Origin of the sequence: Streptomyces sp. NPDC048248 (assembly GCF_043201875.1) — a bacterium.
Classification (GTDB): domain Bacteria; phylum Actinomycetota; class Actinomycetes; order Streptomycetales; family Streptomycetaceae; genus Streptomyces.
Genome location: NZ_JBICZL010000001.1, coordinates 149,921 through 165,626 on the forward strand (window position 1 = coordinate 149,921; position 15,706 = coordinate 165,626).

General features: G+C 69.3%; 10 protein-coding genes and 2 pseudogenes. 7 read left to right on the top strand and 5 right to left on the bottom strand.

Translation table 11 applies throughout. From position 1 onward, the window contains the following. Window positions 1–93: 93 nt before the first annotated feature. The 4 genes from ACGFZW_RS00765 to ACGFZW_RS00780 form a co-directional block, all read right to left on the bottom strand. Window positions 94–2,685 carry an ABC transporter permease gene (locus tag ACGFZW_RS00765; protein ID WP_393890807.1) on the bottom strand — a complete coding sequence of 864 codons (2,592 nt, stop codon included), beginning with the start codon at window positions 2,683–2,685 and terminating at the stop codon, window positions 94–96. Between the two features lie 83 nt (window positions 2,686–2,768). Continuing rightward, a complete protein-coding gene (locus ACGFZW_RS00770) occupies window positions 2,769–3,551 on the bottom strand; it encodes an ABC transporter ATP-binding protein (protein WP_393890808.1) in 783 nt (260 codons plus the stop codon). Window positions 3,552–3,756: 205 nt separating this feature from the next. Continuing rightward, entirely contained in the window at window positions 3,757–4,443 is a 687-nt protein-coding gene (locus tag ACGFZW_RS00775) for a response regulator (RefSeq protein ID WP_393890809.1), read from the bottom strand. Then, window positions 4,436–6,151 (bottom strand): sensor histidine kinase, encoded by a 1,716-nt coding sequence (locus tag ACGFZW_RS00780; RefSeq protein WP_393890810.1) that lies wholly within the window; start codon window positions 6,149–6,151, stop codon window positions 4,436–4,438. The genes ACGFZW_RS00775 and ACGFZW_RS00780 overlap by 8 nt, the downstream gene beginning before the upstream one ends. Window positions 6,152–7,395: 1,244 nt before the next feature. On the opposite strand from ACGFZW_RS00780, the gene ACGFZW_RS00785 reads away from it, so the two are divergent. From ACGFZW_RS00785 to ACGFZW_RS00815, 7 genes and pseudogenes are all read left to right on the top strand, one after another. Further along, window positions 7,396–7,899, top strand: coding sequence for a nucleoside deaminase (locus ACGFZW_RS00785; RefSeq protein WP_393890811.1), 504 nt, complete (start codon window positions 7,396–7,398; stop codon window positions 7,897–7,899). Window positions 7,900–8,118: 219 nt separating this feature from the next. Continuing rightward, a pseudogene (locus ACGFZW_RS00790) lies at window positions 8,119–8,937 on the top strand (IS5 family transposase). 190 nt (window positions 8,938–9,127) lie between these two features. Beyond that, window positions 9,128–9,412, top strand: a complete 285-nt coding sequence (locus tag ACGFZW_RS00795; protein ID WP_393890812.1) for a hypothetical protein — start codon at window positions 9,128–9,130, stop codon at window positions 9,410–9,412. Continuing rightward, window positions 9,409–9,870: an SUKH-3 domain-containing protein gene (locus ACGFZW_RS00800; protein ID WP_393890813.1), complete on the top strand. Its 462-nt coding sequence runs from the start codon at window positions 9,409–9,411 to the stop codon at window positions 9,868–9,870. The genes ACGFZW_RS00795 and ACGFZW_RS00800 overlap by 4 nt, the downstream gene beginning before the upstream one ends. Before the next feature lie 121 nt (window positions 9,871–9,991). Further along, a pseudogene (locus tag ACGFZW_RS00805) lies at window positions 9,992–10,080 on the top strand (LPFR motif small protein); the annotation flags it as partial. 270 nt (window positions 10,081–10,350) lie between these two features. Then, complete coding sequence (locus ACGFZW_RS00810; protein WP_393890814.1) at window positions 10,351–10,572, top strand: RNaseH domain-containing protein; 222 nt, start codon at window positions 10,351–10,353, stop codon at window positions 10,570–10,572. 648 nt (window positions 10,573–11,220) lie between these two features. Further along, window positions 11,221–13,485: a PQQ-binding-like beta-propeller repeat protein gene (locus tag ACGFZW_RS00815; RefSeq protein ID WP_393890815.1), complete on the top strand. Its 2,265-nt coding sequence runs from the start codon at window positions 11,221–11,223 to the stop codon at window positions 13,483–13,485. Window positions 13,486–13,874: 389 nt separating this feature from the next. Here the strand turns inward: ACGFZW_RS00815 and ACGFZW_RS00820 are convergent, their stop codons facing one another. After that, complete coding sequence (locus tag ACGFZW_RS00820; protein ID WP_393890816.1) at window positions 13,875–15,680, bottom strand: amidohydrolase; 1,806 nt, start codon at window positions 15,678–15,680, stop codon at window positions 13,875–13,877. Window positions 15,681–15,706 lie beyond the last annotated feature (26 nt).

Sequence of the window (15,706 nt, forward strand, 5' to 3'; positions counted from 1 at the left end):
GCTCTTCGGGGGCCGTACAGGGGCAGATCGCGGCGTCCAGGCTTCGCGAGCGGCACCTCGTCGCGGCCCGGGTGGCGGGTGGCGCCGCGTGGCTCAACTCGGCTGAATGGACTGCAGCATGTTCAGGCGGGCTGCCCGGCGGGCCGGCCAGATGGCGGCCAGCACGCCGATCATCAGGGCCAGCGCCAGGAAGATGCCCAGCCTTCCCCACGGCAGGACTGTCTCGTACTCCTGCATCGAGGAGGTGGTCAGGCCGCCTCCGGCCCAGGCCAGGAAGATGCCCGTAACGATGCCGAGGACCGCGCCGAAGAGTGAGATGACCACTGATTCCAGCCGGATCATCTGCCTGATCCCGGAGCGGTCAAGGCCGATGGCCCGCAGCATCCCGATTTCCCGGGTGCGTTCGAAGACCGACATGGCCAGGGTGTTGACGACGCCGAGGATCGCGATGGCGACGGCCATGCCGAGCAGCCCGTACATCATGCTGAGGACCGTGTTGACCGACTCGTTGTTGTCCTGGATGAGCTGCTGCTGGCTTCGCACCTTCAGCAGCGGGCTGTTACCGAGCGCGGCACGGATCTTCCGCTCAAGGCCCGCAGTCCTGCCTGGCTCGGCCTTGACCAGCACGTTGTCGAGGTTCTTCGTCACGGAGTACGGGAGCACGTCGGCGAGCGCGCCCAACACCTCGTCCGCGGCGCGGGTTTTGGCGTAGATGCCGACGACCGTCAGCTTCCGCTTCTGGGACTTGCTGCTGTCCATGCCGCCACCCATCTCGGCGTCGAGGGTGGCTCCGACCTGGAGCCCGGCCCGCGCGGCGAACTCGTCGGAGATCGCGATCCTCCCGGGGCCGATGTCGTGCAGCGAGCCGGCGTGGAAGTCGAGCTGTGCGGCCTTTCCGAGCGCCTCCGGGTCGGTGCCGGTGATGACGGCGTACTCGCCCTGGGTGCCGAGCTGCGTTGTGGTGACGGAGGCGGCCGCGGCGACCCCGGGCACCTGGGCAATCTTGTCGGCGGCGTCCGCGTCGAGCCCGCGGGCGGTGCTGTAGTTGACCTTGTAATCGGCGGTCAGACCCTGGGTGGCCTCCTTGGCCATGGCGCTCTGAGCGGAGTGCCCGCCGACGGTCAGACCGGTGATCAGGGCGAGTCCGATCATCAGGGCCGAGGAGGTGGCGGCGGTGCGGCGCGGGTTGCGCAGCGCGTTCTGTTCGGCCAGCTTGCCGCCCACGCCGAAGAAGGGGGTGGTGACCTTGCCTGCCAGGGCGATCAACGGCCGGGAGAGCAGCGGGGCCAGCACGATCACGCCGCCGAGAGTCAGCGCGGAGCCGAGCATCGCGACCATCAGGTTCGACTCCTTGCTGCTCCTGAGCGTGGAGACGTAGAGCATCACCAGCACCCCGGCCCCGCTGAGCAGGGTGCCGAGTACATTGCGGACCCTCAGGGCGCGGGCGGGCGGGGCCTGGTCGACGCTGCAGAGCGCCGCCACGGGGGCGATCTTCGCAGCCCTGCGGGACGGCAGCCAGGCCGCCAGGACGGTGACCAGGACGCCGACCGCGAGCGAGGCCAGCGGGGCCGCGAGCGAGATGACCAGCGGCCCGTCGGGCAGCCCGGCGCCCGTCGTGTTGAGCAGCGGGCGCATGGCGGTCGCGATGCCGAGGCCGAGCGCGAATCCGCCGACGGAGGCCACGAGGCCGAGCAGGGAGGCCTCGATGAGGACGGAGCCGATGACCTGGCGGCGCGAGGCGCCCACGGCCCGCATCAGCGCGATCTCGTGGCTGCGCTGGGCAATCAGCATGGTGAAGGTATTGGCGATGAGAAACACGCCGACGAACAGCGCGATGCCGGCGAAGATCAGCAGCGTCTTGGTGAGGAACCCGGTGTTCTTGGCGATCTGGGCGGACTGCTCGGCGGCCAGGGCAGCACCGCTGGTGGCTCTGACACCCTCCTTCTCGGGGAGCAGCGCCTGCACCTGGTCCGTCAGCGCGTACTCGTCGGTCCCCGGGCCGGCCGCGACCGCGATCTCGTCGAACTGGCCAGGATGGTGGAACAGTTTCTGCGCGGTCCTGGTGTCAAAAAGCGTGAGGGTGCCGCCGGCGGTCGCCTGGGGGACATCGGTGGAGACGATACCGACCAGCTTCTTGGTCAGGGCGGGCCCGTCGGTGGCGAAGCGGACGGTGTCGCCGATCCGGTAGCCGGCCTGCGCGGCAGACTTGGCGTCGAGGGCCAGCTCACTCTCCGCGGTGGGGCCGCGGCCTTCCTTCACGGGGAAGTGGCTGTCCTTGCCGTCCTGGCCGGGCAGGTAGTTGGTGGCCAGGTTCTGCCCGTTGGTGTCGGCGTTGACCGGGCGTCCGTCCTTACCGGCCAGGATGGCCTGGCCGTGGACGGTGGGGCGGACCGAGGCGACGCCGGGCAGTTGGCGGATCTTCCGCGCCAGCGCGGCATCGAGGACGGCGGCCCGCCGGCCGTCCTCGATGCCCGCCATATCAGGGGCGGTGGTGGTCGCGTCCGCCCGCACGGAGACGGCCACGCCCTTGAGGCTCTGGGCCGAGGCGTTGCGGAAGGCGTTCGCGGTGGTGTCGGCGAAGACGAGGGTGCCGGAGACGAAGGCGACACCGAGCAGGACCGCGAGCGCGGTCATGATCAATCGGGCTTTGTGCGCAAGGACGTTGCGCAGGGCTGTACGCAGCATGTGGTCGGTTCCGTCCTGGGTGCGAGGTGGCGGCGTGCGGATGCGGGATGCGGGATGCGGGCTGTGAGCGGCTGCGGACCGCTTCAGCTCGCCCGCCCCTTGGCGTCGAAGAGCCGCATCCGGTCCAGCACGGCCGCGGAGGTGGGAGCGGGCAGATCGTCAGTGACGCGCCCGTCGGCGAGGAAGACCACCCGGTCCGCGTAAGAAGCGGCCACCGGGTCGTGGGTGACCATCACCACGGTCTGCCCCAACTCCCGTACCGAATCCCGCAGAAAGCCCAGCACCTCCGCGCCGGAACGGGAGTCGAGGTTGCCGGTCGGCTCGTCCGCGAAGATGATCTCCGGTCGCGCGGCCAGCGCGCGGGCCACGGCGACCCGCTGCTGCTGACCACCGGAAAGCTGCGACGGGCGGTGCCGCAGCCGCCCGGCCAGGCCGACCGCCCCCACTATCAGCTCCAGCCACTCCTGGTTGGGCTTACGGGCGGCAATGTCCAGCGGCAGCGTGATGTTCTCCAAGGCATCCAGCGTGGGCAGCAGGTTGAACGCCTGGAAGATGAAACCGATCTTCTCCCGGCGCAGCCTGGTCAGCTGCCGGTCCTTCAGCCCGGACAGCTCGGTGGCGCCGATCCGGGCAGACCCGCTGGAGATGGCGTCGAGCCCCGCCATGCAGTGCATCAGCGTCGACTTACCGGAGCCGGACGGCCCCATGATCGCGGTGAACCGGCCTCGCCCGAACTCCACGGTCACCGAGTCAAGAGCAACGACACGGGTCTCACCCTCGCCGTAGACCTTGGTCATCCTCGTCGCGCAGGCGGCGACGCCGGACGAGGCGCGGAGGCGGGCGGTAGCGGTGGCAGGCTGCGGCATAAGTGCTCCTGGAACGGGGTGCGGACTCCCGACCATCGTGGCCGCGCGGCACCCCCGAATCCGTCGCCCTCAGGTCGGGAATGCGCCGCCTGCCGACCGACAGATCCGCCACTGCCGCGTCGTCCTCTCGGACCACGCCCCCTCTGTCCGAAGGGAGAGCCGACAGGTCGTCCAAAGACAGCCGACGGCGCCCCGACCGGGGTGCTCAGCCCATGAGCCCGGCATGGTGCGCCAGCACCGCCGCCTGCACCCGGCTGCCGCACCCCGTCTTCCCCAGAATCGACCCGACATGGGTCTTGACCGTTCCCACACCGATGCCGAGCCGCTTGCCGATCTCCAGGTTCGACAGCCCCTCCCCCAGCATCACCAGCACGTCCCGCTCCCGGTCGGTCAGCCCCGCCACCCTGCCGTCCGGGGCGGCGGCCCCGGCACCGCTCAGCATCCGCCGGATGACGGCTCCGGTGACGCGAGGCGAGAGGACCGCGTCCCCCGCTGCCGCCGCCCGTACCGCGCTGATCAGCTCCTCCGCCCGCTCGTCCTTGAGCAGGAACCCGGCGGCACCGGCCCGCAGGGCTCGGGTGACGTTCTCCTCGTCGCCGAAGGTGGTGAGCATGACCACCTGCGGTTCGGGGGCGAGGGCGACCAGCGGTCCGACGGCCGCGAGACCGTCGAGTACGGGCATGCGGATGTCGAGGAGCACCACGTCGGGCTGGTGTTCGGCGGCGAGCCGGACGGCTTCGGCGCCGTTGACGGCCTCGGCCACCACCTCGATGCCGTCGGCGTGCCGGAGGATCAGCCGGAGGCCGTGCCGGATCATCTCCTCGTCGTCGGCGAGCAGCACCCGGATCGGCGCGCCCGCCCGGTCACCCCGGGTATCGCTCTGGTCAGTCATGCGTCCTCTTCCCACGGGACGGTCCGGTCACCGTTTCAGTCACCACAGGGACCGTGAAATGGTCGATCGCGATCAATGTGTCGGACCGGAAGCAGTAGCGGACGATCTGCAGCCGCCCGCCCTTGGTCTCCTCGCCCACGTACGGATACAGGCACTCCGTGGCGGAAGCCGGCCGCGGCGGCTCACGCCCGGCGGCGGCCGCGCGCACCATGTCGGAGTCGAAGGACACGGCCCGCTCCACCCGCTCCCGTGACATCCCCACCCGGGGCTCTTCTTCGCTGCGGTAGTGGGCGCCGATCTGCGCATCGTGCACCAGCATGAGCCCGAACAACATCATCAGGCCCACCCCCGCCAGGCCTAGCAGCCCGCTGAGGGCACCGGCAACACGCCTCTGGAGGGCGGATAGCCCACCGCCGGGCTCTGCGACAGGGCCACCCGGCCCCTTCTCGTACGGCTCCGCTGCCGTCGCCTCCGCGCCGGGCCCGGGGTCGGCAGGGATGTCGGCCGCCACGGCGAAGCCACCGCCGGGCGTCCGTTCCGCTTCCAAGTCGCCGCCGAGCAGCGCCACCCGCTCCCGCAGCCCGGTCAGGCCGCGCCCGGTGCCGAGCCCAGTCGCCGCGGCGGGCGGCACCGGCGGCACGCCGTTGCGCACCCGCACCTCCACCCGCTCGTCGGCGTGGCGAACGGCGACGGTCACGTGGGCCCCGGCCGCGTACCGGTGAATGTTGGTCAGCGCCTCGCGCACCACGCGGTGGACCGCCCGCCGCACCAGGGCCGGCCGCCCTCCGAGATCCGGTCCCTCCCAGCAGAACTCGACGGGGATCCCGACGCCGCGTGACTCCTCGACCAGCGCCTCGATATCCGCGCTCGTACCCGTCGCGTCCGTCAGCGCATCCGTGCCGGTATCCCGCCCCACCGGGCCCAGAACCCCCAGCACCTGGCGCAGCTCGTGCATGGCATCGCGGGCGGCACGGCCCACCACGATGGCCTCGTCCCGCAGCTCCGGCGCATCCTTCCGCAGCACCATCTCCAGCCCGCCCGCGTGCAGGGAGACCAAGCTCAGCCGGTGTCCGACCAGATCGTGCATCTCCGCCGCGATACGCGACCGTTCTCGCACTCGGGACTCGCTGTCCACCAGCCGCCGCGCCTCCTCAGCGGCGGCGGTGCGCTCCCGCAACGCCCGCACCAGCCGGTCCTGCTGCCCCGCGGCAACGCCGACCAGACCGGGCACAACGACCGTGGTGACGGCGAGCACCGCACTCAGCGCCAGGCCGAACAACCAGCTGCCCAGGTCCAGAGGGGGCGCGGACACCACACAGACCACCATTGTCGAGACGGCCGCCCCGAGCAGCAGACCAACACGCCGCCGCGGCGTCCCCAGCTGCCGGGCCGCGGTGTACGCGGCAACCGCCGTCAGCAACGCCACAGCGGGCACCACCCCCATCAGCGCCGCCAGCCCGAGCGCACTGGCCGCCGGGAAACGGCGCCGCACCAGCACCAACGCGACGCCGAAGACCCCCAGAACCGACACCCCACCCACCAGCCTGGCCGCAATCCACGACTCCGCCTGGTACGTGAGCAGCACCACCACCCCGGCCAGGACCGCCTCGCCCGCCGCCCGCCACAACCGCCGCCCATCCTCTCCGGGCCCGGCGAAGGGGCTCCGGGACAGGCGGTTCTCGATGGCAGGTGGAGCACTGGACGACATGACCTCGATTATCGACGGCTTGTTACGACAGTCCCCTGCACCTTGCGGACGACCCGCCTCTACCGAAAGGCAGAGGCTGCCCTCCCGAATGACAGCGGAACCGGTACGGGAAGGGCCGAGGGCCCGACCGCCGGTGCCGGCCTTGAACCGGAGCAGTCCGAGCAGGTGGTTTCCCTCGTCCGGTGTGTCGGTGATGCCGCGCCGGTCGTAGACCCGCGCGCCGAGCTCGTGTGCATCGGACTTCATGCGCCACTGAGTCGCGTTGTTTGGCTGGACCTCGCGGTTGCGGCTGGTGGCGGCGCCGTACGGGTAGCAGACGTGCTCGCCGACGGTCAGTGCGCCGATATCGGACGCCGCCAGCGCGTGTCGCCGGACCGGTCCCAGCGGCGCCGCTCGCCGGGGCGCGGGTCGTACAGGCCCACACCGACCGGGTCGCGCCTCGACGTCCTGTCCTCACGGGCCTGCCGGCACGCTCGTGGTGTCCGCTCTGGTCGCGGCCTAGACCTTGGCGTGCCGGGGGGTGTTGCGTGGAGGTGTGTGGACGCGGGGGCCGGGAGCAGCGGGTCTGGGCCGGCTTCCGCACCGGCCGGGGAGCCGAGCGAGAAGCACAACGTCAACGAGCTCTGCAGGCAGCCCCTCGGCGGTAGCCGTGCAGCGGTGGCATTGGGAGGATCGTGGAGCCGTGGCGAGAGGGGCTCGTGTGTGGGGCGGTGTACCGGGGAGTCGCACGGTGGTGGGCGACGCTGGATGTCGCCTTCACTCCGCCGACGTGGTGGGGCTCCCGCGCCAGCCGGACATCCACGACAGGGCTCATCGGTAGCTGACGGAGACCTCACCTACACGAGCTGCCGAACCTCCTCTTTCACCCAGATCTCCAGGAGATCGCCGAGGCTCAACCGACAGACGGAGCGTCTTCGGGTCAGCGGGCCGTGGGGGCACCGGCAGCTTGCAGCAGTGCGTATAACTTCGAAGCCTAGGGGTACTGGCTCTGCCACTGGATCGTCCGGTGTGCTCCGCGCCTGTGTGAACGCGCATGTGCGGGACAACGCGGTGGCGGCGAGTCGATTTCCACTTCCGCCACCAGGGTTGTCATCCACGTCTTCCGGAACGACACCGGCCTGGACCTCCCCCACCACCGGTTGTGCCGGAACAGCACTATGACGGCGGACCACAGCCCTCTGAACAGTCGCCCGTCCACACGCAGCGAGACCCCACCGCCCATCTCATCTTTCCGAAGGAGCGTCATGACCCCGCAAACCCAGGAAACAGACATCCCGGGCCCGGAGCGCGTCTGGCTGCAAGAGGCGATCATTTTGGCCACTACGAGCGTGACCAGCGGCGGCGGCCCCTTCGGCGCCCTGATCGCCAAGGACGGAGAGGTCATCGCCACCGGGCGCAACGAGGTCACTACCGCCTTGGATCCCGTCGCGCACGCCGAGGTCAGCGCGATGCGCGCCGCCTGCAAGAAGCTGAATACCTTCTCCCTGGCGGGCTGCGTGCTGGTGACGTCCTGTGAACCGTGCCCGATGTGCCTAGCCGCTGCCCTGTATGCACGCGTGGACCGGCTCGTCTATTCCGCCGATCGGGACGACGCCGCAGTCGCCGGCTTCGACGACCGCAACTTCTACGACCTGTTCGAGAACCAGCCCCGCTCGGTGTGGCCACTGGCAGTCGAGCACTTCAACCTGCCCAACCGCACTCACCCGTTTGACACGTGGCTGGCCAAGAGCGACCGCACCGCCTACTGACAAAGAGCCCCCGTGGCAAGCGCCGCCCTCTTCGGTAGGGCAGCCGGCGGCACGAACATCGATCATCAGCGACCGAATTGGGAAGGCACTTTCGGTCGAGGTGGCCGTGAATCTCGAACCCGAATTGTGCCCGCTGCGCTCCGGCCCGGCCGGGCTAAGAGGTCCTAACAGAAGTGATTGATCATGTGACTGTCGGGCTGGTCCCTCGTTGTTCTGGTCATGGGGAAGCGGGATGCGCGGCCGTGGATCGTGTCCGACGAGCTGTGGTCGCTGATTGAGCCATTGTTGCCGGTGCCGGGCCTGAGGAAGGTCGAGGGAAGACCTCGGGTTCCGGACCGCCAAGCAATGTGCGGGATCCTGTTCGTGCTGCATACCGGCATCCAATGGGAGTACCTGCCCCAGGAGTTGGGCTTTGGCTCAGGGATGACCTGCTGGCGGCGCCTGGCCGCTTGGAACGAGGCCGGCGTGTGGGAGGAACTGCACCTGGTCCTGCTGACCCAGCTGCGTTCGGCGGGCCAGCTGGACTGGTCGCGGGCGGCGATCGATGCCTCGCATGTGAGGGCGGCGCGCAGGGGCCCAAAAGCGGGCCCAGCCCGGTCGATCGCGCGCGGCCGGGCAGTAAGCACCATGTCCTCACCGACGGGCAGGGCATCCCGCTCGCGGTGTCGCTGACCGGCGGCAACCGCAACGACGTCACCCAGCTGCTGCCCCTGATCGACAAGGTTCCGCCGGTGGCGGGCGTGGTCGGCCGCCCCCGCCAGAAGCCGGACTTGTTGTTCGCCGACCGCGGCTACGACCACGACAAGTACCGGCGCCTGCTGCGGCAGCGCGGGATCCGCCCCGGTGATCGCCGAACGCGGCCAGCCACACGGCACCGGGCTGGGCATCTTCCGGTACGTCGTCGAGCGCACGATCGCCTGGCTGCACGGCTTCCGACGCCTGCGCATTCGCTGGGAACGACGCGACGACATCCACGAAGCCTTTCTCAACCTCGCCACCTGCCTGATCACCCACCGCCACGTCCAACGCCTTTGTTAGGACCTCTAAGCCCGACGAGGGCCCGCTCACCACCCACCTGCGGGCCGCCGGGCTCGGCGCCATCGCTGATCTGGGATTCGTCGGCCTCGACGACGGCGCTCCGGGTGCCGACCCGGTGGTGAGCTTGTCGTGACGTCAGGCAGTGATCCCGACGTGCGGCCGGGCCGCACTGCGGAAAAGCGGACCACCGGTGCGATTTACTACGGCGACAGCGGCCCGGAAAGGCGACAGCGGCCCGGAAACCGGTCATGAGAAAGCAGTCATCGACGCAATGCCAGAGGAGTCGCAGCATCCCTCCGGTCGGCCGCCGGCGGTTTGTGCTGAACGCCGGATGTTCACCAACGCGAGCAAAGACGGAGCCGATCCCAAGAACATCGATCTGGTGACGGTCAACCCCAAGGGAAAGAATTTCAAGATGTGCGACAACTGCAAGACATGGGTTCCCGATTTCGGAGGAGAGGTGTTGACGGGATGAACGAGGACACTCAGCGATCGGCACTCCGAGAACTGCGGAGCCTTCTCGCCCAAAAGGCGCACTTCGAAGTCCACCCAGTGGACATCGAAGACGCCCGCCAGCGGTACACAGAAGAGGGGTTCGAATTCACCACCGAACTCCAGAAATTTGTGGAGACCTACGGCGAACTCACCGTTACGTGGACCTACAGCCACGGAGAGACGGAGTTCACGACCTCCACCGAAAGGACAATGGACGCGGCGCACTCCACACCCAGAAGCGCTCGCATCTACGGACAGCGCATCGGCCAGCCCGTCCTTATCGTCGGAACAGCGTTCTCCACCGAGGAAGCTGTCCTTCTGGCCGGCAACGGCGAAATCTTCCTTGCAGGGGACGCTGGAATCCAGAGGGTCGCCAAGGGTTTCGAGAATGCAGTCCAGGCGCTCGTCACGGGCGAATGGGACAAAACCTTTTTCTGATGGACAACAGTCCCCGGTGCTCCTCGCCTGGCTGCCGGGGACGGCCGCCAGCGTGCCGAGTGGGGGCGCACAGACATGTGCACTTCCACGTCTCAAGCATCGGCTGACCGTCTGCAGGACCGGGGCCATCGCTACCGTCGTCACCCGCCGTTCCGGGCCGTGGCCCGGCTGTTCGGCGGCGCCTCGAGTTCCGCTCACGGACACCGCTGACTGGACAGGCGCTCATCTACGCGCTGACTCCCCAGAGCCCAAGCCCGGCTGGAACCCCCGGTCCAGCCGGGCTTGCGTCTGCCCGGCCCCCGGCAAGAGGCCGTCGTGGCCCCGTCGCGCAGGCCCCAGGGCCGGCGTAGACAGGAGATATGAACGAGAGACTTTCCTGCCGGGCCAGGTGGTGCCCGATAGCGGCATCTACGAGTGCGACTGCGGCCAGGTAATCCCGGCGCACCCTTGCGGCAGCGGCGGGAAGCGGTGGCCCTTCACGTGACTGGGCCCTCCGGCGCAAAGACTGGCACAGCTTCACCGCCGCCCATCGCCGTCCCCCACGCAGGAGAGAGGGATCCACAACAACTCGCCGCGGCCCAGTTGTGTCACCAGTCACTGGCCTGGGATGCGCGTACCCGCCACCCTTCCCCGCTGCATCTTGCCGGCGCCATGGACAGATTCCTTCCCGCAGGTAGCGACGCGTACGTTCAAGCAGCTTAGCGTTGGTGTGCGAGACCAAGTCCTCTTCGTTGCAGGGCCTTGCCCCCATGCCGGCTGGGGACGGCCGACAACACGAGTGGCCCCGTATCGGGCTGATAGACACTCACTTGACGCGCAAACAGTCGCCCCGGCTTCCTGAGCCCACGAGCCGTGCTCCTGGCACACGACGGCCACGACGACGAGTTGCACGCCGCCCCACATCATGGGAGCCCTCCACACCGACGTGGCTGTCTCCCTGGAGAAGCCTGTCCTCACCATCGCCAGCGGCAGGCAGGGGTATTGCGCAGTTCGGTCACGGCAAGCGTTGCCCTGCGGCGGCCGCCGGGTCGGCCGGGAGGAGCGGGACCATCCCCGCGGGGCCGGGGAGTTAAGACCTCGTCCGGGTGGCGGCGAAGCGCGTGGGAGCATTCCCGCTTCCGGGATGGGCTCTCCAAGCGCGTGATGGCCAACCGACCACGGTGTTGCCACAAGCTCTGGAACCCGCCCTCCTCTTGGCGAGGCCTCGTCGCGTGCGGCACAGGAGCAGCCCCGAGGCCCTGTTCCTCACCCACCTGTGCTCTGCTGTACTGCCCTGCGGCTAATTTATGTGCAGGAGAGGTACGCAGTTCTGTGGTGGCAGAGTGCACGAGGGACGGGAGGTCGGGAAGAGTGTCGCTGCGCGCAGGTGATCCAGCCGAGATCGGCGGTTATCCGCTTGAGGCGCGACTCGGCTCGGGTGGCATGGGCACGGTCTTTCTGGCCCGTACGAGTTCGGGGCGTCCTGTCGCGATCAAACTGATCCACCCGCAGTTCGCGGCGGACGACGAGTTCCGCATCCGCTTCCGGCAGGAGGTGGCGGCGGCGAGGCAGGTGAGTGGCGCGTTCACCGCCGCCGTGGTCGACGCTGCCCCTGAGGCCGAACAGCCGTGGATGGCGACGACCTATATCCAAGGGCATACGCTCGCCCGGCGCATCGCCACGAAGGGCCCCCTGAGCGGAGCGGAGCTGAGGAGGCTCGCCATCGGGCTGGCGGAGGCACTGCGGGACATCCACCGGGTGGGGGTCGTCCACCGTGACCTGAAGCCCTCGAACGTCGTGCTCTCGCCCGAGGGCCCACGCGTCATCGACTTCGGTATTTCGCGCGCCGTGGACCAGCAGACGCTGACGGTTACAGGGCGGGTCATCGGCACGCCGCCCTTCATGTCGCCGGAGCAGTTGCAGGCGCCGCGCGATGTGGGGCCGCGGTCCGATGTCTTCTCGCTGGGGACGTTGCTGGCCTACTCGGCGACCGGCTGCGGGCCCTTCGACGCGGAGAGCCCGTACATAGCTGCGTACCAGGTGGTGCACGAGGAGCCGTCGCTGGAGGATGTGCCGGTGGCCTTGCGCACGGTCGTCGAGGCGTGCCTGGCCAAGGAGCCGAACGGGCGGCCTTCGGCGGACGAACTCCTCGTACTGCTACGGGACCTGCCGGCCGACCTCGACCAGATCGACGCGAGTGGAGTCGGCGCGGGCCGCACCCGCGACATGGTCACCGCGCATCACTTCGCGACGCCGGCCACCCCGGAGCCGGCCACCCCGGAGCCGGCGACCCCGACCACCACCCCGGCCGCTCCCGGTACGGGGAGCGCCGACACCCCCATCGGCCGCAGGCTGCGTCGCCGACGGCGTCCCGTGATCGCGGCCACGGTCGCGGTCACGGTGGCAGCGATCGGTGGAGGAGTCGCCGCACTGACGACGGGCAGCTTTGGAGGGAACAGCGGCGGCGACAAGGGCAGCAGCCCCGCGGTGCAGGGTGCCGCACTTCCGGACGGCTTCAAGCCGTGGAACAAGGCCGTGCACGGCGGCCGCCCGGACATCCCCGACGAACTGCGTTGCGTCGCGCACGGCGACGCGCTGTTCTGCGGTGGCGGCAGTGTCATCGCGACCCGTATCAGGGCCAAGGACGGCTCGCGGGTGTGGACGGCGAAGAGCCCCGGCGTCCCCGCCAACGGCATGCACCTGGTGGGCGCCACCGACGACACGGTGCTCGGTTACCGCTTCGCCGCCCAGGACGCCCCGCAGGGCCCTCCCAGCGAGGTGGTGGCCATCGACGCCGACAACGGACGGGAGCTGTGGTCCGTGCCGTCCGGCGCCCAGTCGACGGCCGTCACGGGTCGCACTCAGGACGCCGTCGTGGTCGGTTCCGACGTCGTGACGGTCGACGCTTCCAACTCCCGCTTCGAGGCCCGCAACGCGCACAGCGGTGAGGTCACATGGACGTCGCCATTCCCGGCGGGTACGCAGTGCGCTCCCGTCCCGGTGGGCCCACAGCTCGTCGCGATGTGCGCGACGGATGCGGAGGTGGATGCCTTGGCAGTGCGCCACCCCGCCCTGTACCCGGTCGACCGCGCCTCGGGGACACTGGGCAGGCCCATCAAGGTCAACGGCCCCGCTGTGCCGATGGGCGCCGCCAACGGCAGGCTCGTACTCCTGCAAGTACACATGGAGGGAACGGATCCGGCCGGCTACAACGGGGTGACGCGGGTCGACCCGGCCTCGCGGAAGGTCACGTACTCCCGATTGGCCAAGACGTACGCGGGGACGCCCGGCATTGCGGACAGCACCGTCTACGTGAGCGGGCAGGCCGGTCTCGTCACCGCACTCGACCCTGCGACCGGCCGGAAGAAGTGGTCGCGGCAGACTGGCGTGGAGGGCGCGGCGGGCCCTGTTGCGGGAGCAGACGCACTGTATTTCAGCTCGGCCACCGGCCGGGTGGTTGCGCTGTCGCCGGACGATGGCAAACCCCTGTGGACAACAGATCCGCAGGTTGACGGTTTGACGGGCCAGCAGGGCGCAAGCCCGCGGGTGACTCTTGCAGGGCGTGCGGTGATTGTGGCCGCGGCCAAGAACACTCTCTTCGCTTTCGACGCGCAGAAGCCGCCGAAGTCGGGCTGACACGGATGGCTGGACGGCGGCTGCGACATTGCCAGGGAGTACCGCGAGAATCTCCGCCGCTGGCACCACATACCAATATGCGGGCCAGATGCGGGCCAAACCGGCCCCGCGTCCGCCGGCCACTCAGCGAGGAAACATTCTCGGCGCTCGTAGCTTCGACGCCATGTCGGCAGCCGCTCGAGTTCGGGCCGCTCAATCTGCGGCTCGCCTCTGTGGGAACGGTGCGGGAACACAACTGGAGCCTGGAAACACGTGCTTCGACCTTGGGCCGGTAGGTCAGGTCGGAGCGCCGGGGCTGCCGACGCCGACCATGCCTGGCCGCCCCGCGGGCAGCCGTCCCTGCTCGGCGGAACGCAAGGGTCCTCCGGGCAGTCAGCACTCTTCCGGTGTCAGTCGAGTTCGGCGCTGCCGTGCACGATCTCGCCGCCGACCATCGTCAACAGGACCTTCGTCTCGGCGATCTCCTCCGCTGGGACCTTCATGACATTGCGGTCCAGCACGATCAGGTCCGCGAACTTGCCCCTCTCCAGGGACCCGGTGTGCTTCTCCTGCCGCAACTGGTAGGCGCCGTTGATAGTGGCGGCGCGCAGGGCCGTGGCACGGCTGAGCCGCTGGTGCGGTGTCATAGTGCCGTGCTTGGCGAACGGGCTGTCGGTTGCGGCGGTGCGGGTGATCACGGTCTTGATCGCTGTCCACTCGTCGAGCGGATCGACCGGCCAGTCGCTCCCGAGGGAGATGCGTCCGCCGCTCTCGTTGATCTCGCCCTCTGGCTCGTAGTGGGCCCAGCGCTTCGCCCCGAGGTAGGGCTTGACCGAGTCGACGGAGTCAGGGGCGGGCTTGGCCCAGTGGAAGCCCATGGCCGCGACGACGTCGAGCCTGCCGAACCGCGGTATGTCCTTGGGGTTGACGAGTTCGGCGTGCGCCACGGTGAGGCGGTTGCTCTTGTGCCCGGCCTCGCGTGCCGCCGCGTAAGCGGTGAGGGCGGCGCGTACCGCCTGGTCACCGATGGCGTGCATATGGGGGTCGAAGCCCGCGTCGACGAGTTTCAGAACTGTGTCGTTGAGCTTCTCCTGCTCCCAGTACTGCTCGCCCTTCTTCTTTCCCGCGATCCAGTGGTCGTGCTGGTGCACGAGGTAGGGGTCGATCAGCGAGGCCGTCTGGGCGGGGTGCTGGAGCACACCGTCCAGGAAGAGCTTCGTGTTCCGGACGGCGATACGAGGCCGAGCGGTGATCCGGTTTCCGGAGTCGAAGGCGCGGCGCAGCCGGGTCGGCTCCTTCAGCGGGTCCTTGTCGTCCACATTGACCGGCGCGGCGAAGTGTGCGCGGGCGGTGAGCTTTCCCTGGTCCGCGAGGGTGCTGAAGGCCCGGAGCCCCCCTTCCGAGGCGATGGCGTCCATGAACGTGGTCACGCCCTGCTCGGCCAGGGCGGCCAGGGCGGTCCGAGCGATCTTCAGGTTCTCTCCGGCGGAGGGCTCGGGGATCTTCCGCGCGATGAGGTCGCCCGCGTCGTCCTCCAGTACGCCGGTCGGCTCGCCCTTGTCGTCACGCGCTATGCGGCCACCGCCCGGGTCGTCGGTCTTGGAGGTGATGCCGGTGCGTTCCAGGGCGCGGCTGTTGACCAGAGTGGTGTGGCCGTCACTGGACTTCACGACGATCGGCCGCTTGGTGTCCAGGGCGTCGAGGTCGGCCTTGGTCAGCGCGGTGCCCTCCGGTCGCATGGCCTGGAGGTACCAGTGCTCCACCTGCACCCAGCCGTCCGGCTCCTGCGCCTTCGTCTTGTCCAGATACGCCTGGATCTTCTCCTGAAACTCCTTGACGGTGAGCGGGGCGTACTTCAGGTCGCAGCCGAGCAGCCCCTGGCCGCCCGACATCGGGTGCACATGCCCGTCGTGGAGGCCCGGCATGACCATACGGCCGCCGAGCTTGATCACCTTCGTTCCCTTCCCGATGTGGCGGGAGGCCCCCTTGGTGGTGCCGACGTAGACGATCCTGCCGTCCTTGACGGCCAGCGCCTGATGCGTGCTGTCCTCGGCATCGACGGTGTGGACGTAACCGCCGGTCAGTACGAGGTCGGCCGACTGGTGGCCCTGGGCGGAGGGCTCGGAGCAGCTGTCGACGGCGGCCACCGCCGCGACTGCACCGGCAGCCGCCAGCACGGTACGACGTCGCGGGTTACCCTCCACGGGACTTTCCACAGGACTCTCCTCCAGATGCGATGAAC

Bases quoted from the DNA above. Each gene is read 5' to 3' on its own strand.
- ACGFZW_RS00785 (WP_393890811.1), top strand. From the start codon at position 7,396: ATGACCCCGCAAACCCAGGAAACAGACATCCCGGGCCCGGAGCGCGTC.
- ACGFZW_RS00775 (WP_393890809.1), bottom strand. From the start codon at position 4,443: ATGACTGACCAGAGCGATACCCGGGGTGACCGGGCGGGCGCGCCGATC.
- ACGFZW_RS00765 (WP_393890807.1), bottom strand. From the start codon at position 2,685: ATGCTGCGTACAGCCCTGCGCAACGTCCTTGCGCACAAAGCCCGATTG.
- ACGFZW_RS00800 (WP_393890813.1), top strand. From the start codon at position 9,409: ATGAACGAGGACACTCAGCGATCGGCACTCCGAGAACTGCGGAGCCTT.
- ACGFZW_RS00780 (WP_393890810.1), bottom strand. From the start codon at position 6,151: ATGTCGTCCAGTGCTCCACCTGCCATCGAGAACCGCCTGTCCCGGAGC.
- ACGFZW_RS00770 (WP_393890808.1), bottom strand. From the start codon at position 3,551: ATGCCGCAGCCTGCCACCGCTACCGCCCGCCTCCGCGCCTCGTCCGGC.